Annotated in this window: 15 protein-coding genes and 1 pseudogene; 7 read left to right on the forward strand and 9 right to left on the reverse strand. The window is 41.1% G+C overall.

All coding sequences use genetic code 11. From position 1 onward, the window contains the following. Positions 1-31 precede the first annotated feature (31 nt). The 4 genes from F896_RS11640 to dnaE all read right to left on the reverse strand — a co-directional run bounded on the left by F896_RS11640 (position 32) and on the right by dnaE (position 6,266). A complete protein-coding gene (locus F896_RS11640; RefSeq protein ID WP_016163381.1) occupies positions 32-931 on the reverse strand; it encodes an ABUW_2363 family tetratricopeptide repeat lipoprotein in 900 nt (299 codons plus the stop codon). 113 nt (positions 932-1,044) lie between these two features. Next, entirely contained in the window at positions 1,045-1,857 is an 813-nt protein-coding gene (gene cysE / locus F896_RS11635; RefSeq protein ID WP_016163382.1) for a serine O-acetyltransferase, read from the reverse strand. Next, a complete protein-coding gene (locus tag F896_RS11630; protein WP_016163383.1) occupies positions 1,850-2,689 on the reverse strand; it encodes an RNA methyltransferase in 840 nt (279 codons plus the stop codon). Before F896_RS11630 ends, cysE begins: the two co-directional genes overlap by 8 nt. 13 nt (positions 2,690-2,702) lie before the next feature. Beyond that, complete coding sequence (gene dnaE / locus F896_RS11625; RefSeq protein WP_016163384.1) at positions 2,703-6,266, reverse strand: DNA polymerase III subunit alpha; 3,564 nt, start codon at positions 6,264-6,266, stop codon at positions 2,703-2,705. 215 nt (positions 6,267-6,481) lie between these two features. Between dnaE and F896_RS0119765 the strand changes: the two are divergent. After that, positions 6,482-7,377, forward strand: a pseudogene (locus F896_RS0119765) (tetratricopeptide repeat protein). Between the two features lie 40 nt (positions 7,378-7,417). Here F896_RS0119765 and F896_RS11620 read toward each other — a convergent pair. Further along, positions 7,418-8,848 carry a pyridoxal phosphate-dependent aminotransferase gene (locus tag F896_RS11620; protein ID WP_016163387.1) on the reverse strand — a complete coding sequence of 477 codons (1,431 nt, stop codon included), beginning with the start codon at positions 8,846-8,848 and terminating at the stop codon, positions 7,418-7,420. A gap of 240 nt (positions 8,849-9,088) precedes the next feature. On the opposite strand from F896_RS11620, the gene msrB reads away from it, so the two are divergent. The 4 genes from msrB to F896_RS11600 all read left to right on the forward strand — a co-directional run bounded on the left by msrB (position 9,089) and on the right by F896_RS11600 (position 11,566). Continuing rightward, entirely contained in the window at positions 9,089-9,508 is a 420-nt protein-coding gene (gene msrB / locus F896_RS11615; RefSeq protein ID WP_016163388.1) for a peptide-methionine (R)-S-oxide reductase MsrB, read from the forward strand. After that, a complete protein-coding gene (locus F896_RS11610; protein WP_004653049.1) occupies positions 9,505-9,993 on the forward strand; it encodes a glutathione peroxidase in 489 nt (162 codons plus the stop codon). Before msrB ends, F896_RS11610 begins: the two co-directional genes overlap by 4 nt. A 70-nt stretch (positions 9,994-10,063) precedes the next feature. Beyond that, positions 10,064-10,870 (forward strand): helix-turn-helix domain-containing protein, encoded by an 807-nt coding sequence (locus F896_RS11605; protein ID WP_016163389.1) that lies wholly within the window; start codon positions 10,064-10,066, stop codon positions 10,868-10,870. Positions 10,871-10,942: 72 nt separating this feature from the next. Further along, positions 10,943-11,566, forward strand: a complete 624-nt coding sequence (locus F896_RS11600; RefSeq protein WP_016163390.1) for a LysE family translocator — start codon at positions 10,943-10,945, stop codon at positions 11,564-11,566. Between the two features lie 38 nt (positions 11,567-11,604). Here F896_RS11600 and F896_RS11595 read toward each other — a convergent pair whose 3' ends face one another. The 3 genes from F896_RS11595 to F896_RS11585 form a co-directional block, all read right to left on the reverse strand. Continuing rightward, positions 11,605-14,757 (reverse strand): efflux RND transporter permease subunit, encoded by a 3,153-nt coding sequence (locus tag F896_RS11595; RefSeq protein ID WP_016163391.1) that lies wholly within the window; start codon positions 14,755-14,757, stop codon positions 11,605-11,607. A gap of 1 nt (position 14,758) precedes the next feature. Beyond that, positions 14,759-15,949: an efflux RND transporter periplasmic adaptor subunit gene (locus tag F896_RS11590; protein WP_016163392.1), complete on the reverse strand. Its 1,191-nt coding sequence runs from the start codon at positions 15,947-15,949 to the stop codon at positions 14,759-14,761. 171 nt (positions 15,950-16,120) lie between these two features. Next, the gene (locus F896_RS11585) at positions 16,121-16,573 is read right to left on the reverse strand and encodes an Lrp/AsnC family transcriptional regulator (RefSeq protein WP_004653055.1); all 453 of its coding nucleotides are present in this window, start codon (positions 16,571-16,573) and stop codon (positions 16,121-16,123) included. Positions 16,574-16,725: 152 nt separating this feature from the next. On the opposite strand from F896_RS11585, the gene F896_RS11580 reads away from it, so the two are divergent. Further along, a complete protein-coding gene (locus F896_RS11580; protein ID WP_016163393.1) occupies positions 16,726-17,343 on the forward strand; it encodes a LysE family translocator in 618 nt (205 codons plus the stop codon). Between the two features lie 188 nt (positions 17,344-17,531). Continuing rightward, the gene (locus tag F896_RS11575) at positions 17,532-19,562 is read left to right on the forward strand and encodes a TonB-dependent siderophore receptor (RefSeq protein WP_032882161.1); all 2,031 of its coding nucleotides are present in this window, start codon (positions 17,532-17,534) and stop codon (positions 19,560-19,562) included. Between the two features lie 80 nt (positions 19,563-19,642). On the opposite strand, the gene dapC is transcribed toward F896_RS11575, so the two are convergent. Further along, entirely contained in the window at positions 19,643-20,812 is a 1,170-nt protein-coding gene (gene dapC, locus F896_RS11570; protein ID WP_016163395.1) for a succinyldiaminopimelate transaminase, read from the reverse strand. Between the last annotated feature and the right edge of the window lie 13 nt (positions 20,813-20,825).

Raw genomic sequence — 20,825 nt, forward strand, 5'->3', positions numbered from 1 at the left:
CTATTTTTGTAATGCGATTCTACAAGCCCAATTAGTTCAGAACTTGCCACACATTCCAGCGTTTTCCAGCTTCAACTTCTTTGATCAAGCGGTCTGTCACTTCTGCTTCATCAGGATAGTTGATTTTATAGTTTTTCAAGGTTTGAAGCGCATTTTTCTTTTGCTCTAACCATAAATAGTTGTTGGCAGCAGAAAGATAAGCTTCTTGAACGCCACCTTTCATTGCTTTATCTAAATATGGAATTGCCTCACGTTGGCCACCGCCTTCTGATAAGCCAAAACCAAACCAGAAGTTTGTTTCAGGGTCATTTGGGCTGATCGCAAGAATACGTTGTGCATAAGTTAATGACTTTGAGGTATAAGATGTACCTAAGTCTAAGTTACGTGCCATCACGCTTGCTTTAAATGCGCGAGTCAAGATATCTAAAGAAGCATTTGGCTGTTCGGCTAAAGCATCCAGTTTCTGCGTGGTTTCTTTTAACTTCACTTCATAGCCCTTACGTTCTTGACGTTCTGGGAAACGAGGTGGGTAGTGACGTGCTTTACCTTCAACTAATTGTAAAAAGTCATCGATTTCAGTGACATCAATTTCATTCTCACCAGCAAGAACCGCATATTTCATGTTGCGTTGTTTGTTGTCAATGGTTGGGACGATCAACTTATTGATGTCTAGTGTGGTTGATTTGGTTGGATCGCTTTGTAAAGACACCACCATTTTCGTGACAGGTTGAGCAGCAGCATCTTTAATTGCGACTTCAAAACTTGGTGGAGCATCATACTTGGTTGGATTTAAAGCATAGAATGGAGGAGTTGGATCTGGTTCCTTGAACACAAAGGGTTCAGCAACCTTCTCTTTTTTAACAGGGGCAACGCCACAGGCCGTCAAAAAAGAAGTTGAAAGTACAAGTAATGCCAAAGGCTTAAAATTCATGCTTTACATCCATTAATTTTAGTTAAATGAGAAGTAGATCGTTGGTTTCACCAGTCTAGGAAAAGCAAAACCAACTTGCAATGAGAAGCTTGTTACATTTTTTATATATTTGATTAGGTTGCCGAAGTTTTGTTCTGTGCTTCGCATTCACGCCTAACTTCTTCAATAATTTTGAGTTCTTCTTTACTCAATGGTTGAGTTTTTGAACTTTGCGAGGTGAAGCTCGGGTCAAGTTCAGACAGACGTTGGCAAAGTATGTTCATACGTTTTTCGTTCTTTTGCATACGATCGAGTAAAACGCGAATGCCTTCTAAAATAGGATCTGACTGATCTTGTGTTGTCGCATAAGGTTCGAAACCAATACTTTCTGCGTAGTCACGGCGACTGACTTCGTCTTGTTCGATTTGACTTTTGTCTTTGAAAATATAACGGGCAGGGTTACCAACGGCAGTTACGCCTGCAGGTACTTCTTTGGTAACGACGGCATTTGAACCAACCTTAGCACCTTTATGTACTGTAAATGGGCCTAAGATTTTTGCACCAGCACCAACAACCACGCCATCTTCAAGTGTTGGATGACGTTTGCCTTTATTCCATGTGGTTCCACCTAAGGTGACACTATGATAAAGCGTTACATCATCACCGATCTCAGCTGTTTCACCAATCACCACCCCCATGCCGTGATCGATAAAAAAACGCTTACCGATTTTTGCACCAGGATGAATTTCAATACCAGTTGCAAAGCGGCTAAAAGAAGAAAGTAGGCGGGCAGTGCCTTTGTATTCTTTTTTCCAAAGCTCATGCGCCATGCGATGCATAATCAGTGCATGGATACCTGGATAGGTTGTGAGAACTTCTAGTGTATTTCGAGCTGCAGGATCACGTGCAAATACAGCCTCAATATCTTCTTTAAGCTGTTTAATCATGATTATGATCCTCCGTATTGGTCTTTTTCCATGAACCTTGGGCTAATGCCTGTACGCGGCTAAAGATTCCACGCAATAAATGATACTCCATACGATCTAATTGTATCCTTCCGAATAGACGACGCAAGCGTAATGGGAGTAAACGGGGATTATTTGGATCTAAAAACTCAATTTCAGTCAACATTTTTTCTAAATGAGGATAAAACTGTTCCATTTGTTGTTGTGTAACCAATGGTTCATCCCATTCCATGCTTTGTTGTTGCTTCAGTTGCATGTGGTCATCAGGCTTGTCTTGAATCTGAGTATTTTGTTCAAGCGCAGCCATTCTTAACTCATAGCAGATCACTTGAATAGCTTGTGCGACATTGAGCACGCCATATTCAGGATTTACTGGAATGGTTAAGTGATAATTGGCTAAGGCTAACTCTTCATTTGTGAGTCCACGATCTTCACGGCCAAACACAATTGCAATATTTTGTTGTTTGGTTGCAGCATTTAATGCTTCTTTTGCAGCAGGTCGAACATCTAGCAATGGCCATGGAATCGTACGACTACGCGCGCTGGTTCCAAATACCATATGGCAATCTTGAATGGCTTGCTCTAAGGTTTCAACAATTTCAATTTTTTCGATTAAATCTTGAGCGCCTGCTGCCAGTGCATCAATATCCGGATGTGGATATGTCTTAGGTGCGACGAGCACAAGTTTTGATAAACCCATGGTTTTCATTGCGCGTAAGGCACTACCAATATTGGCTGGTAGGGTGGTATTGACCATAACAATACGCACATGATCCAAATGTTTGGACACGTTGTTTGAGTCAAACAGGTTCATATATTATCCAAAATTAAGAGTATTGAGAGACTTCAGCTTGATAAAGATCCAATGCTTCATCCATTGACATATTGTCTGGTGGAGGAGCTACAGTTGCAACTTTAGGTGCCTCAGCTGCTTTGGCAGCCTTCGATTTCACTTGGTATTCGATGAAAATAGTTTCTTTACCAAAATAATCGCGTAACTTTCCAAGTAATTCATCTAATGGTACAACTTTCCATTGTGCACCTAAATGTAACTCAGCAGTTGCAAAGTTTTGTTCAAGCAGAATTTGCAGACCAATATGCTGACACATATCGATATTACAATAAGGTAACAGGATCGCCTGTAGATCCTTGGCCAAAGATTTGGTCATCAAATCTTGAGGGAGACGGATTTGAATGCTTTGTGCCCGTTTTTGGCGAATTTCATTCAAATTAAAAGCTTTACTTAATCGTGCCATCGGGCGATCAAAGCCTTCACGCTCGTAAATTTCACCCTCAATCACCACAACCTGTTCTAAACGAACAATATCTTTATAGCGTTGGAAACGCTCATGGTTACAGCTAATTTCAACGCGTGCTGTACCATCATCGAGTGTGATCATGATACGGTTCGGGAAGTTGGCAATATCAACCACCAGACCTGCAAAAACCGTAGTTACGCCACGACGTGTCGGAGTCAGTTCATTCAGTTTGGCAGAAATGAATGATTTTAATTCAGAGCGGTAAACATCAATAGGGTGACCTGTGAGATACAAGCCAAGTGTGTCTTTTTCACCTTTGAGGCGAACTTCATCAGCCCATGGTTTTACAGGCTTGGCAGGTTTACGCTGAACTTCTTCAACTTCACCAAACAAGTCCATAATGCCCGTTTCACGGTTACTTCGGGCTTGATCAGCTGCTTGGACTGCTTCAGGTAATTGAGCCATTAAACTAGAGCGTTCAATACCTAAGCAGTCGAGTGCGCCCGCACGGATTAATGCTTCTAAGGTACGTTTATTGATTTTTTTCAGATCAATACGATGACAGAAATCAAATAAATCTTTATATGGACCTTCATTGATGCGTGAATCAATCACGGATTGCATCGCTTGTTCACCAACACCTTTGATCGCGCCCAAACCATACACAATGGTTTGCTCATCGCTAGCATGGAAATGATACAAAGACATATTCACGGAAGGTGGCAGTACTTCGAGTTTATTATTACGGCAGTCATCAATCAAGAATACGATACTGTCCGTATTCTGCATTTCCGAAGATAAAACGGCCGCCATAAACTCAGCAGGGTAATGTGCTTTTAACCAAGCCGTATGATAGGCAACTAGGGCATAGGCTGCGGCATGGGATTTGTTAAAACCATAACCTGCGAATTTTTCCATATAGTCGAAAATATGGTTAGCGGTTGCTTCATCAATATCTTTTTTCGACGCACCTTCAATAAAGATCTGGCGCTGTTTGACCATTTCTTCAGGTTTCTTTTTACCCATAGCTCGACGAAGTAAATCCGCACCACCAAGGGTATAACCTGCACAGAACTGCGCAGCCTGCATAACTTGTTCTTGGTAAACCATAATCCCGTAGGTTGGTTCTAACACACCTTCGAGTAACGGATGTAGGTATTCAAAATCACCACCATGCATACGATGGATAAAGTCTGGAATAAGGTCCATTGGGCCTGGACGATATAATGAAACGAAGGCAATAATTTCTTCAAATTTGCTTGGTCTTGCTTCCTTAAGCATTTTTTTCATGCCGACGGATTCAAACTGGAATACCGCAGTGGTATTTGCATTGGCAAAGACCAGATACGCATCTTTGTCATCTAAGGGGACATTGGCAATATTAAGCGGTATTTCAGACTTAATTCTTTTATTAATATTTTGAACCGCATCTTCAATTACGGTCAGGTTACGCAAGCCCAAGAAGTCAAACTTAACCAGACCCGCAGCCTCAACATCATCTTTATCGTATTGTGCGACACGGTTAGTACCGTCTGCATCACACAGTACCGCAGAGTAATCAGTAATTTTACCAGGTGCAATAACGACACCACCCGCATGCTTACCTGTATTACGGGTAATACCCTCAAGTTTGAGTGCCATTTCCCAGATTTCAGCAGCATCATCATTATCAGGATTCGAAGGGTTGGTGACGATATCTTTAAGCTGCGGCTCCATGTCAATCGCTGTGACCAAATCGACACCAAGCGGTTTTGTTGGAATCATTTTTGAAATACGATCAGCAAGGCCATAAGACTTACCTAGGACACGTGCTACATCTCGAATCGCACCTTTTGCTGCCATGGTACCGAAGGTCGCAATCTGTGATACTGCTTGGCGGCCATAGTTTTGGGCAACATATTCAATGACACGGTCACGACCTGCGATACAGAAATCGACGTCAAAATCGGGCATTGAAACACGTTCTGGGTTTAAGAAACGTTCGAAGAGCAGGTCATAACGTAATGGGTCAAGATCGGTAATTTTTAAACTATACGCAACCAATGAGCCTGCACCTGAACCACGTCCCGGACCGACAGGCACACCATTATTTTTTGCCCATTGAATGAAGTCCATGACGATCAGGAAGTAGCCAGGGAATCCCATCTTGAGAATGATATCAACTTCGTATTTGATGCGTTCATCATAAGGCTTCCGAATCTCAGCCCAATCCTCATCGCGTTTAGCAATTGGATAAAGATGATTTAAACGTTCTTCTAAACCTTCACGAGACAAATGTTCAAAATAGGTGTCGATGGTATAGCCATCTGGAATCGGGAAGTCAGGTAAGAAATAAGTACCTAGCTGCAATGCAACATTACAACGTCTTGCAATATGGTAGGTATTTTCAATCGCACTTGGAATATCTGAGAATAGCTCAGACATTTGTTCGCCAGTTTTGAAATACTGCTCAGTACTATAGTTTTTAGGACGTTTATCATCGCCTAAAACATAGCCGTCGGCGATACAAACACGAGCTTCATGTGCTTCAAAATCGTCTTGTTTAACAAAGTGCACATCATTATGTGCGACTACACCAATTTGATATTTAGCGGCAAGTTTTACTGCTTGCTGAATGAAATCCTCTTCACCAACACGTTCAGTCCGTGTTAAAGCTAAATAGACACGATTTCCAAATTTTTCAATCCATGCTTCTAATAAAGGTTCAGCTTTTTGTGGATTGGAAGAGCAGAGCATTTTACCAACATCACTGTGTTGGCCCAGTAAGACAATTAGATCTTCAGCTTGCTCAAGTACCCATTCTTTTTGTACACATGGAAGACTGAGTTGCTGGCCTTCAATAAAACCGCGCGACACGATTTCAGTCAGATTACGCCAACCTGTACTGCTCATGGCCAATAACGTTGCACGATGTTCAGCATCGTTGAGGCGAATGACACTACCTAAAATAGGCTTAATGCCTTTTTTTAAGCACGATTCATAAAACTTAACTGCTGCATGTAGATTCGATAAGTCAGTCAATGCCAGTGCGGGCATTTCATCTGTTACGGCAGCTTTGACCAAATCAGGTATGCGAACAATCGATTCCGTGATCGAAAATTCTGTGTGGATACCGAGATGAACAAACCGCATAGAAGGACTATCCTTTTTTAAAGCAACGCATAGTTTAGCATGCAAACCGAAAATGACATGCTTAATATTTTGGCAAACCGTGTGTTTGCTTTGTTATTTTTATAAAATATTAAAAATTAGTTTTTGATTTTTCAGTAAATATAAATATCTGTTTACACAAAGTGTTTTACCGCTAGAATGTAATCGAATAAAAATGTAGCAATGTGAGCGAAATAATGAAATTAAAAAACATCGTATTTTCAATATTATTGACCAGTAGTTTATTTACCTTTAGTCATGCAGATGATGTGTCTTTTAGTCAAGAACTTGTACAACAAGCGAAAGCGGGTGATGCAACTGCACAGAACAATTTAGGTGATGCTTATTATTATGGAAATGAGGTTGATCAAGATTTTGGTAAAGCATTGGAGTGGTTCAAAAAAGCGGCAGCAAAAGGCAATACAGATGCGATTTTTTCAGTCGGCTATATGTATGATTATGGCGAAGGTGTAGAAGAAGATAACCTGACTGCTTTGAAATGGTATACCCAAGCGGCACAAAAGGGTCAGCTCTATGCACAATACTATTTGGGTTATTTATATCTTTATGGCGATGATGGTGTGAGTGTAAATACCAAAAAAGGAGTGGAGTGGATGACCAAGTCGGCTGATGCTGGTTTGGATATGGCGCAAGCAGAACTCGGTCATTTATATAATGATGGTGAGGAAGGGGTGCCACAAGATCTTAAAAAAGCACTGCATTATTATCAGTTGGCTGCGAAACAAGATGAGTCTTCTGCCATTAATAATTTGGGTATTTTTACTTAGAAGGCAAAGCTGGATTAAAACAAGATTATAAAGAGGCTTTACGCTTATTTGGCTTAGCTTCGGGTGCAGGAAATGGTTTGGGTTCTTCTAATATTGCGTATATCCATGAAGAAGCTAAAGGTGTTGCAAAGAATTATAAAAAAGCAGCAGAGTTTTATGAGCTCGCTGTGGCACAGGGTGAAAATGAAGCGTTGCTGGATTTAGCACGAATATACGAAAAAGGTGGCTATGGTTTGACTAAAAACCTAAAAAAATCGAAAGAATATGAAGCGCAGTGGGACGAGTTACAGGATTCGGATTCTTAAATAAAAAAAGCCCCCGTAAATTAAAGGGGGCTTTTTTTTATTAACGCATCTTGGCTAAGAAGCGACTCAAGCGATTGATCGCTTCCCGTAGTTCATTTTCAGCTGGTAAGAACACCACACGGAAATGATCTGGTGTAGGCCAGTTAAAACCTGTGCCTTGGACCAACAAAACTTTTTCGGCTTTTAATAAATCCAACATCAATTTTTCATCATCTTCAATCGGATAAACTGCTGGATCGAGTTTCGGGAAGCAATACATCGCCCCATCAGGTTTAACACAACTCACACCTGGGATCTCATTCAGCATTTCCCACGCAATATTGCGCTGTTCGTATAAACGACCACCTGGGCGAATTAGATCATTAATTGACTGATAACCGCCTAAAGCAGTTTGAATTGCATATTGTGCTTGGTGGTTGGCACATAAACGCATTGAAGCCAACATGTCTAAGCCTTCAATATAGTCTGCTGCACGCGCTTTATTACCCGTGATTGCCATCCATCCTGCACGATAACCTGCGATACGATACGCTTTTGATAAACCATTAAATGAAATACACAGTTGATCACCAGCTAAAGCAGCAACCGCCACATGCTCAATGCCGTCATAAACGATTTTGTCGTAGATTTCATCGGCAAATAAAATCAAGTCATGTTTCTTCGCTAGAGCAACAATTTGCTCTAACACATGACGTGGATAGACTGAACCTGTTGGGTTATTCGGGTTGATAATCACAATACCACGCGTATTCGGTGTGATTTTGCTTTCCATATCTGCAATGTCTGGATACCAATAGTTTTCAGAATCACATTTATAGTGAATCGCAGTACCCCCTGAAAGATTTACTGCAGCAGTCCATAAGGGATAGTCGGGCATAGGTACCAGCATTTCATCGCCGTCATCAAGCAGACCTTGCATCGCCATCACGATCAGTTCAGAAACACCATTGCCGACATACACATCATTGACATGCATATCAAAGATGCCTTTCTGCTGGTAATACTGGCAGATGGCTTTACGTGCAGGGAAAATCCCTTTTGAGTCGGTATAGCCAATTGCATTTGGAAGGTTTAATGCAACATCGTTAATAATTTCTTGAGGGGCTTCAAAACCAAAAGGTGCAGGGTTGCCGATATTTAGCTTGATGATCTTATGTCCTTGCTCTTCCATTTCATTGGCGGCACGTAATACTGGTCCACGGATGTCGTAACAAACATGCTCAAGCTTAGATGATTTTTTAATTTCTCGGCTTGAATGGGTAGACTGGGGAACAACAGTATTTTTTGACATAGCTGGATTCACTTTTGCATATCGGTATAAATAACTTTTAAAGGTTTCAACGCTTACCAAATTCAGATCGTGTTGATCTCTCAACAATTCAACAATTTTTTCATGGGTAAAACCTGATTGTTGATATTGTCTGATGGTTGGTAATAGATTTTGGAAAACCACACTTTTTTTCTGAGACATTGTTTGTCCTATACAACCGTGCGAAATTAGAATAACACCATATTTGCTCACGCAAAAGACAATATTGTTAAAAATTGCTTACTACATGAATTTAGTTTGCTTTCTTTTTGCTTTTAATGATTTTATTGCTTAAATTTCACCAAATTATACGATCTGAGACTAGAGTTTTTTTTTTGAATGGCGTAAATATAAAACCTGATCATTAAGATAGTTCTAACATCAGAATAAAAGGTGCAGGTTATGGGAAAAGTGAATAAAACAGACCGGGAATGGCAAAGAGAATTATCACCTGAAGAATACCGCATAACTCGTCAAAAGGGCACAGAACCCGCGTTTACTGGGCAATATTGGAACAATAAACAACATGGCACTTATGTTTGCCGTTGTTGCGGTGCGGAATTATTTTCCTCTGACACGAAATATGATAGTGGATGTGGCTGGCCAAGCTTTTTTAGGCCTATTGACGGCGTTGCAATTGAAGAACATGAAGATTTATCACACGGTATGGTCAGAACAGAAATTGTCTGCCATGATTGCGATGCTCATTTGGGCCATGTGTTTGAGGATGGTCCACAGCCGACAGGACTGCGTTATTGCGTGAATTCGGCATCATTACAACTTAAAACAGAAGAAAAGAACGACGAGGAAACGTATCCATGAGTAACATTTATCAGTTTGAAGCTGAATTGTTAGAGGGAGAAACAAAAGCGCTCGCTGATTATAAAGGCAAGGTCATGCTGATTGTAAATACTGCAAGCAAGTGTGGTTTTACTCCGCAGTTTGCGGGACTTGAGAAACTTTATGAAAAATATAATGCTCAAGGTTTAGAGGTTTTAGGATTTCCGTGCAATCAATTTGGAGGACAGGATCCAGGGACAAATAAAGAAATTGGCGCATATTGCCAGCGTAATTATGGGGTGAGTTTTCCTATGTTTGCCAAGGTGGATGTCAAAGGACCTGAAGCACATGTGATTTTTCGTTATTTGACTCGTGAGGCAAAAGGTCTTTTGGGGAGTCGAAATATCAAATGGAACTTTACTAAGTTCTTGGTGGGGCGTAATGGTGAGGTTTTAGAGCGTTATGCGCCAACCACGAAGCCTGAAGCTTTAGAAGCTGATATTGAAAAAGCATTGGCGAAGAAATAAATGCGCAAAGTTTTTGGTTGAGGTTTGAATTCTTTTGGACTCAACTGTTGAATTCTGGAGTGATCCACACATGCCTTATGTCGAAACGCGTAGGGCATGTCAAAGTCGAATCTGCTATAAATCCCATAGCCACCCTACTTTTTCAATCGGTGCTGTTGATATTGGACAGAGCCGCTTTTCAAGTACTTTTGCACAAGAGCAAGTCATTCAGACAGGGACTTTGGTGGTTATTCCTGCGCATGTAGAACATTCTTGTAATCCTTTACCTGATCAGGCATGGAGTTACCAGATGATTCATTTGGATGCCGCTTGGTTAACGACCTTGATTGAAGAACTACACCAAGATATTGCTTTGGAGATTGATAGACAAACAATATATCTCCCTCAGTTAAGACCAACTATTGTTCATGATGTAAAAGCCTACGACGCATTTACTTCATTGAATCGGCTACTATTTAACGATCAGATTTCAATACTTGAAAAAGAACAGGGTTTAATTCAAACCTTAACTGAGATTCTAATACCAAGTTTTCATTGGCAAAAGATACATTCCTCTCATTATTTTCAGAAGCATCTTCCAGACTTATTGGGATGTCTTGAAGACAATATTGAGAATCTGTCTTTGCACGAGCTTTCCGAAAAGATGAACATGAGTCGTTATGCATTGATACGATTATTTAAACATTACTTTGGATTAACACCACATGCTTATCAGTTGAACTATAAGGTAAACCAAGCTCGGCAGCGTTTAAGAGAACCTGATCGTGATTTAGCAAGATTGGCATACGAACTCGATTTCACCGATCAAAGTCATTTTCATCGCGTTTTTAAACAACACACTGGTATAACGCCTAAGCAATATTATAAAAAATCTTAGTCCACGCAATTTTATACAAGAATTAAGCCCTATAGCTTTTTAAGCTGACTCCCATTCACTTGGAGAGCATCTATGGAGCTGTTTCTAACCATCGCCATCACGCATTTTATTGCATTACTGACACCTGGCGCAGATTTCTTTTTAATTTTAAAGACCTTGATACAGAGCCAGAAAAAGGCCGCGAGATTCACCTGTGTGGGCATCGCACTTGGGAATGCCATCATATTGATCTGCATCTATTTGAGTCTATTTATCATTGGTCAGGTGAATACCGAATTATTCATTCTCATGAAGTGGTTGGGTGTTGTTTATTTTGCCTATTTGGCGATTCAATGCTTTCGTTTGGCTCAATCAGTACAGAGGGTCAATGAACTTGCTGAGCAATGCGTTCATCAACTGCACAAGCATGCTTACCTGAAGGCGTTTCTATCGGGATTACTTTCCAGTTTATTGAACCCGAAAAATTTGATGTTCTATAGCGTATTGGTGATCTTGATTTATCCGCAATATAATTTTGTTCAAAATACTTTGCTGTGTTTTTGGATGGTTGGGTTAGTGTTGATCTGGAATCTCACTATTGTTCAATTGATCGGTTCAAGTATTTACCTGTCGTGGTTAAATCGGCATATGCGCCGTTTATATTATTTAGCAGGATTCAGTTTTTTGTTGTTTATGTTGGTACTGATCATATATTAAATAAAAAGACGGTCATTTGACCGTCTTTTTATGCAAGTTTATTGAGTCGGTTCAACAGGTTGATGTGGTGTCTTCCTAAAGCTATGAATCTTACGATTAATATCATCGATAAAGGTGTACACCACAGGAATCACCAGTAACGATAAGAAGGTACTGGTAATCAAGCCACCAATGACCGAGATTGCCATTGGTGCACGGAAACTCGGATCGGTGCCAATCCCGAGCGCAATTGGTAGCATGCCAGCACCCATTGCCAGTGTGGTCATGATGATTGGACGTGCCCGTTTATGGCAGGCATCGAGCAGGGCATTGAATCGCGAATAATGCTTTTCATTCCTTGCGATAATCGCGTAATCGACCAGTAGAATCGAGTTCTTACTGGCAATCCCCATCAGCATAATCAGACCAATCAAACTTGGCATCGAGAAACTACTTTTTGCTAACAGCAGCATCACGAATGCACCACCTAGAGATAAAGGTAAGGCCACGAGAATAGTAATTGGCTGTAAAAAATCTTTAAATAACAATACTAGAACCACATAGATACACAGTACCCCTGTGAGCATTGCTAGACCAAAGCTAGAGAACAGTTCCTGCATCACTTCAGCATCACCAATATTGGTACGCTTCACCGTAGGTGGTAAATTCTTCATGGTTGGTAGCTGATCAACTTTGGCAGCAATATCTCCCAACGGTTGATTATTCAATTCAATATTGAAGTTAATGTTACGTAAACGGTTGAAGCGGTCAATTTGTGATGGCCCACTCTCGATATTGACATCTGCAATGGTGCCGAGCATCACAGGACCTCGACTACCTTTCACCATCAATCGTTTCATGAGTTCCTGATCTTGACGGGCAGCAAGTGGTAATTTAATTACTATAGGCACTTGGCGTTGAGATAAGTTCAATTTCGCAAGGTTTTGATCAAAATCACCAGCGGTTGCGATTCGTAAAGTCTCAGCAATATCATAAGTCGTTACACCTAAATCAGCCGCTTTGGCAAAATCAGGACGAATCACTAACTCAGGACGAATCAAGGCTGCACTCGAGGTGATACTGCCTACATTTGGAATAGTACGTAATTCACGTTCAAGGCTACGTGCAGTTGCCATTAAGGCCTCGGGGTCATCGCCTGATAACGCCAGTTGGTATTGACTGTTATTGCCCGCTAAACCAACTTGAATGCGTGCACCCGGGAGTGGGGCGAGACGTTGACGTAGTTGATCTTCAATGTCTTGTAAGCTGGCACTACGATCAGAACGTTCAGTGGTTTGAATCGTGAGCGTTGCTTTGCGCGGTTCGCTTGATGCACCTCCAGCAAATGGATCTGTTCCAGCAGCACCGCCACCAATCGTGGTATAGATGCTTTTAATTTCGGGATGGTCTTTAATCAGAGTACGTGCATATTCGGCAGTCTTAAGTGTATCTCCAAACTGAGAACCCGGGGTGAGCTCCAAACGAACTTGAGTTTGTCCTGTATCGGGTGGTGGGACAAAACCTGTAGGCAGTAATGGAATGAGCATGACTGAGCAGATAAAGAAGGTAATTGCACCAGCTAAAGTGATCCAGCGATGATTAAGACACCATGTCACCAAACGCATGTAGCCACGCATAACTTTGCCGTCTTTAGCACGGTCTTTGGCTAGACTGCTTGTACCTTGATCAGTAGCTGTTTGTACTGTTGTTGATTCATCCTGTGGTTCAACCTTACCAACCCATGGTTTCAGAATATAGGCAGACATCATTGGCGTGAGTAAACGCGCAACAAGCAGTGAGGCAAAGATCGCAAGGGCCGCCGTCCAACCAAACTGAACGAAAAATTTACCTGCGATACCGCTCATAAAAGCAGTAGGTAGGAATACGGCAATTAATGTGAAAGTAGTGGCAATCACGGCGAGACCAATTTCATCGGCTGCTTCCATGGCTGCCTCATAGGGCGTTTTCCCCATGCGTAAATGCCGGATGATATTTTCAATCTCAACGATGGCATCATCGACCAAAATACCCACCACCAATGACATGGCTAAAAGCGTAACGGTATTGAGGGTAAAGCCAAAGAAGTACATGCCAATTAAGGCAGGTAAAATCGATAATGGCAGGGCAGTTGCAGCAATGATGGTGGCACGCCAGTCACGTAAAAACAGCCACACCACCAAAATTGCTAATATCGCACCTTCATACAACAGTGACATCGAGCCTTTATAGTTATCCTCGACAGGCTTTACAAAGTTAAAGGCTTCGTTGATTTTAATATCGGGATGTGCGGCTTTGAGTTTATCTAATGCGACGACGACACCTTTTTCAACATCGACTTCACTGGCACCTTTACTTCGTGTGATTTCGAAGCCAATCACAGGTTGACCATTCAAGAGTGCAGCAGAACGCCGTTCAGCCATACCATCACGAACATTTGCAACCTGATCCAGACGAATATGTCTGCCATCACTGAGAGCAATATCCATTGCGCCAATTTCATCAGCAGTTTTAACTGTCGCAATGGTACGGATGGATTGTTCACTACCACCGATTTTGGTTTGACCGCCAGAGGCATCTTGTTGAATCAAACGTAGTTGGCGGGTAATGTCGGTTGCAGTTGCATTCAGCGCCAACAGTTTTTCAGGATCGAGTTCGACCTCAACTTGACGCGTAACACCACCAACACGAGCGACAGCACCAACGCCTTTGACCTGTAACATCGCGCGGGCGATATCATAATCTACGAACCATGACAGTGCTTCTTCATCCATCTTTGGCGATTGGATGGTATAAGTCAGGATTGGAGAACCTGAAAGATTGATCTTACTGACAATCGGATCTCGTAGATCGGCAGGAAGGTCAGAACGAACTTGTGACACCGCATTGCGCACATCATCCACAGCTTCTTGTAGTGGTTTTTCTAATTGAAACTCCGCTGTGACAGTGACGACGCCATCTTGAATATTGGTGTACTGATTCCTTAAACCTTGCAAGGTTGCAATCGAGTTTTCAATCTTACGTGCGACTTCAGTTTCAAGTTGTGGTGGGGCTGCACCGGGTAATGCCGCTGTGACAGTGACCATAGGTAGTTCAATGTCAGGGAACTGTTGGATCTTCATCCATTTAAAACAGAGCAACCCAGCCAAACCTAGCATAATAAATAACAGAATGCCGGGGATTGGATTTCGGATTGACCAAGCAGAGAAATTCATATCATTTCTCCTGTGAGGTCACAAGTTGTTTACTTAGCGGTGTCTCTGGAATGTCTTTGGCAATACTGACCAGATCGCCATCAGCTAAGAAACCTGTACCCGAAGAAACCAGTTTTACATTCGCGGGTAAATTCAAGAGTTCGACGCGATCACCCAAACGGCGACCAACATTTACTTTCTGTTGGGTGACACGATTCTTGTCATTGACAATAAAGACATAGGAAAAACCATCACGCAACAGTAGGGCTGTTTGTGGAACTGTCAATGCGAGTTTCTGACCTAAATCAAATTCACCTTTAACAAACATGCCCATGCGGACTGCCTGAGTTGTTGGAATATCCACATAGACCAAGCCATAACGGGTTTGTGGATCAATCACAGGTGCAATCATTCTGACTTTGCCTGTTACGGCAGGTTGCGCAGGGTCAGGTGAAACGATATGTGCGGTCATGCCTTGTTTGAGTTTGTATAAATCTGATGTGGTCACTTCGGCACGCCATTCTAAACGATGATCACGAATCAGACGGAACAGCTCTTGACCTGTTTGTGCAAGAGATCCGACTGTTGCTGTACGGGCTGAAATCACGCCATTGTCAGGTGAAACCACTTGAGTCTGTGCTAAGCGTAATAGGTTACTTTCAATTTGTGCTTTAGCTGCATCTAAACGTGCTTGGGCTGTTGCTTGAGATGTTTGATACTGAGTAGACTCTTGTGCTGAAATTGCGCCTGTATTTTTTAGTTGCTGGATACGCTTATTGTTGGTAATCGCATCTGCCAGTACCGCTTGTGCTTCTGCATAACTGGCTTTGGCTGCTGCCAAATCGGCACGGATGGTTTCGCTATTAATTTCAGCTAAGACCTGACCACGACGTACTTCATCACCGACATTGACATTCACACGGGTGAGACGTTGGCCTGAAAGTTCGCTGCCAATCACCACTTCTTGCCATGCTGCAATGTTGCCATTGGCAGTAAAGGTTTGTTCCCAATTTTGTTGTTGCGGTTGAACAATTGTTACGGTTAAAGCGGTTTTTTGTTCGGTGGTATCTGCATTTTTAGCTTTTTCAGGATTCACTGATTTTTTAGCAGTTCCAGTCTGCCAAACCACAACGGCAATAATTAAAAGTACAACTGCAATTGCTAAAATGAGCCAACCCTTTTTCTTTATTTTATTGGGAGTTTGATAAGTCATCTTTCCATAGTCATCAAGTTTTGATGGCTAAGTATAGACGAAGATTTCAACTGGCAAATAGACAGATAAAAAAATTAATAAAGTCGCTTATGTTTATTGCTTTTCAGCCGAGTAAAAGTGTGAATTGTTTCAATTCCACACCTTTTATTTTGCCCAAAAGGTAAAGGTGGTTTAGAGCGGCAATAATCGATTCGAAACCACATTTTTCATGACAATGGTTGAGGTCAAACGCTGGACATTGGGTAAGGCTGAGAGGCTGTCATCATAGAGTTTTTGGAAACTGGCCAAGTCTTTAGCAACAACATGCAGTAAATAATCAGGATTTCCAAATAAACGTTGTGCCTGAATGACATTGCCAATTTCAATGACTTTTTCTTCAAAGCTAGAAAGTGCTTTTTTATCTCCATCTTTTAAGGTGACAAAGATAATCGCCGAGAAATTAAGGCCAATTTTTGAGGCTTCTAAATCTGCATGGTAGCCTTTGATGACTCCACTTTCTTCTAATGCCTTAACACGACGGTGACAAGGAGAAAGGCTTAGACCGATTCGTTCTGCCAGTTCTGTGATAGATAATCGCCCATTTGCTTGTAGTTCAGCAATAATTTTCTTATCAATGCGATCCATTTAGAAGAATCTCCCCTCGGGCTTTGAAGATATAGAAGTATTTGGAATAACATTTTCACCATTAAAGCATATCCTTTCTCAACAATCTTCACCAAATGGTGAAAAAGAAAACGATCAAAGATCGTATTGTTGATGTGGGAAGGGCTTTGCTTATGGAACTCAGTGTTATTTTTGCTTTTTGGTGTGTTTCGATCTTATTCGTATTAACGCCTGGTGCGGACTGGGCTTATGTCATTCTTGCAGGTATCAAAGGTAAATTTATTCTGAATGCCGTCACTGGTTTGGTGTTTGGGCATCTCATGGCGATTTTATGTGTTGCAGCAGGAGTGGGTGCATTGGTACAGCATTATCCAATTTTGCTCACTGTGATGACCATTATGGGCGCCTGTTATTTGTTATGGATGGGGATCAATCTATTTATACATCCAGCGACGATTTCAACTGAGACCGATATCATGCAATCACTTGATTCTGCAGGTTCATGGTGGATTAAAGGGGTGGGAATTAGTGGTTTAAACCCCAAAGTCTTGTTGTTATTTTTTGCCTTATTGCCCCCATTTATTCACCCGAAAATGGCATTTTCACCAACAACACAAATAATTTTGCTGGGACTCATTCATTTGATCAGTTGTGCTGTGGTGTATATGTTTGTGGGATTCGCAGCCAAAAAATTACTCAGGAGCAGACCACGTGCTGTAAAAGCAGTCAGTCGTATTTCGGGAGGATTGATGATGTTGATCGCAGCAATTTTATTTATTGGGCAAATTTAAAATAGATGTTCTATTCTACCTATTTATAACGGTTTAAATTTATCATTATTGAATTCATGATCTTAATTTTAATAGGGTTTGAGATTCCAAAATCATAAAATTGTACAGTGGCACATAGAGGTAAAAAATAGTGTAAAACGTATCAATTCTCATTTATTATGCGTTTTTTAAGTCGGCTGATAAAGATCATGGGTAGACAACTTAAACCATTAGTGCTGATGATGGCATGTGCTTCAATGGGGACAACGGCTGTTTTTGCAGAAGATTCACAAACGGAAACACAGACTTTACCGACAATCGTTATTGTTGGTTCTGCGGCTAAAGATGGCGGAGAATTACTTAAACAACCGTTATCTACGAGTATTATTGGTGAGCAACAGCTTAAAGACAGTGGCGCTGATAAATTAGATAATGCCTTATTTTATGAAGCTGGAATATTAGCGCAGCCTTATGGAAAAGATAATAAATCGCAATGGTTTAAGATTCGTGGTTTTGATGCCAGTCAGACGCTTGATGGGACAGCCTTAGCACCGAACGGATTCTTTGTTTGGGAGCCTGAAATTTATGGCTTGGAGCGTTTGGAAATTGTTAAAGGCGCGAGCTCATTTAACTATGGTGCATCCGAGCCCGGTGGTAATGTAAACTTAGTATCAAAACGCCCAAAATTAGAACCACAGGGTGAAGTGACATATTCAGTTGGTAGTTTGGATAAGCGTGAGATTGGAGCTGATTATAGTGGTGTAGTAACAGATGATGTTCGTTATCGCTTAGTCGGCTTATTCCGTCAGGCAGATGGTCAGCAAAAAGGTTCAGAGATGGATCATTATTATGTTGCACCAAGCTTTGCATGGGACATCACGGATCGGACACATTTCACATTATTGACCAGTTTTCTCAAAAAAGATGGTGTACCTACATCTGGCTTCTTGCCGTTGTACGGGACGGTTCTAGATACACCTTACGGTAAAATTAATCCTAAAACTAATCTAGGTGAACCTGAAAGAGATTATTCTAAACTCGAACAAACTTCGATTGGCTATGAACTTTCACATGAATTTGAAAATGGTTTGGTTGCAAGTCAGAATTTTCGTTGGGGACGTCTTGATTTAAATCAACTCACTACATTTGCTTGGGGTTCTGATAATAATCGTTTGGCAAATCGTGGTTATTCTTATACCAATGGCACTTCTGATACTTATTCCGTTGATAACCGTCTTGTAAAAGACTTTGACTTTGGCCCTGTTTCAAATAAAGTTATGTTGGGTATGGATTACCAACATAACAAAATTGATGGGGTGAATAACGGATTTGGCTTTGTTCCTCAAATCGATATGTTTAATCCTGTACATACACCAGATTTTGCAGTAACAGGAGCACCGTATAATCTTAAAACAGAACAGTTGGGAGTGTATGTAGGAAACCAAACCAATATTAATGATCTTATCGATGTTAATCTTGGGGTGCGTCATGATCAAGCGGAGTCTACTGTAGACAATAGCAAAGCTTACGATGTGAATCATACCAGTTATAATGCAGGAGTGATGTATCACGCACCTTTGGGTATTTCACCTTATTTAAACTATTCAACGTCATTTAGACCATCTACAGGTAAAGATGGGCAAGGCCGTTTTTATAAGCCTTATGAAGGTGAACAGTATGAAGTGGGTGTCAAATACGCTCCAGACTGGATCAATGGTCAGATTACCCTTGCGTATTTCGATTTAACTGAAAAAAATGCTTTTGTCAGTGATGCTTCTAATGTGCAGTCACAGGCGGGGAAACGTACCAATAAAGGCGTTGAACTCCAAGCAGATTTAAAATTAACGGATAATTTATCAACTCAACTTGCTTATACGCATAATGATTCTAAACAGGATCTTGATGGTGGAAAAACCATTCGTACGCCATTAATTCCGAATGATCAAATTGCTGCAAAGTTTAGTTATTTATTTACAGATATGACCTTCCTAAATGGACTACGTTTAGGAGCAGGTGTGCGTTATGTAGGAAGTACTAATGATGAGCAATATTATCCAGACTATAAAGTGAAGTCTTATACTCTTGTTGATGCGATGGCCAGTTATCCGCTCAATAAGCAGTTGGATGTCCAAGTCAATGCAACAAACTTAAGCGATAAAAAATATGTGAGTGCTTGTTCTTTCTATTGTTATTATGGCGCAGGTCGTTCAGTTGATTTACGTGTCAACTATAAGTGGTAATTTGAAATATCACGTTTAACAAGAAAGAGGCTAAATCCAATCAGATTTAGCCTCATTTATTTGAAACAACAAATAAAAGCTTATAAAACTGCTTTCAGGCGTTTAACCACTTCTTCACATTGAGCCAAATCTGCAACCAATGCCATTCTGACATGACCTTCACCCGGATTACCTTGTTCTGTGTCACGAGACAGATAACGACCCGGTAAAACCTTGATATGCGCTTTTTCCATTAGCATTTTGGCAAAAGTCTCATCGTTATCGACTTTTAACCAGTAATAGAAACCTGCATCTGGTTTTTGTAAAGACAATAAATGACCAAGTTCAGACTGGAATAAATCAAACTTAGCACGATATTGCTGACGGTTTTCTTCAACATGTGCTTCATCATTCCATGCCGCAATTGAAGCCAATTGATTTTGTACCGGCATCGCGGCGCCGTGATAAGTACGGTATTGCAGATATGGTTTTAATAAAGCGGCATCACCTGCAACAAAACCAGAACGCATGCCTGGTAAGTTTGAACGTTTAGAAAGTGAATGGAATACGATGCAATTTTTATAATCATCACGTCCCATTTCGGCACAGACTTCTAACAGGCCGATTGGCGCTTGATCAAACCAAAGTTCCGAGTAACATTCATCCGATGCAATCACGAAATCATATTGATCAGACAAGGCAATTAACTTTTTAAACTGTTCTTTTGATAGAACCGTTCCTGTTGGATTACCTGGCGTGCACACAAACAGTAATGCTGTTTTTTCCCATACTTCCGCAGGGACAGCATCAAAGTCACCTAGGTAACCATTTTCTTCGGTACAGTTAATGAAATAGGGTTTTGCACCTGCAAGCAGGGCTGCTCCTTCATAGATCTGATAAAACGGATTTGGCATCACCACATACGGTGCATCTTCACGCTTAATCAAGGCTTGTACAAAAGAGAAAATACCTTCACGTGTACCAGAAACAGGCAGGATATGATCTTCCGCACTAATATGATTCAACTTAAAGCGATTGCTGAGCCACTGTGCAATGCTTTGGCGCAACTCAGGCAGACCCTTACTGTTTGGATAGGTCGATAGATGAGCAAAATTATCAATAATCGCTTGTTTAACGAACTCTGGAGCAGGATGTTTAGGCTCACCAATCGATAAAGGAATCAACGGTAAATTGGCAGGTTGCACATCTTTAAAAAGTTGATTTAACTTTTCAAAAGGATAGGGATGCAATAACGACAAGCTAGAGTTCATTTAAACAGTTACC

The sequence above is a fragment of the Acinetobacter genomosp. 15BJ genome (genome assembly GCF_000400715.1).
Classification (GTDB): domain Bacteria; phylum Pseudomonadota; class Gammaproteobacteria; order Pseudomonadales; family Moraxellaceae; genus Acinetobacter.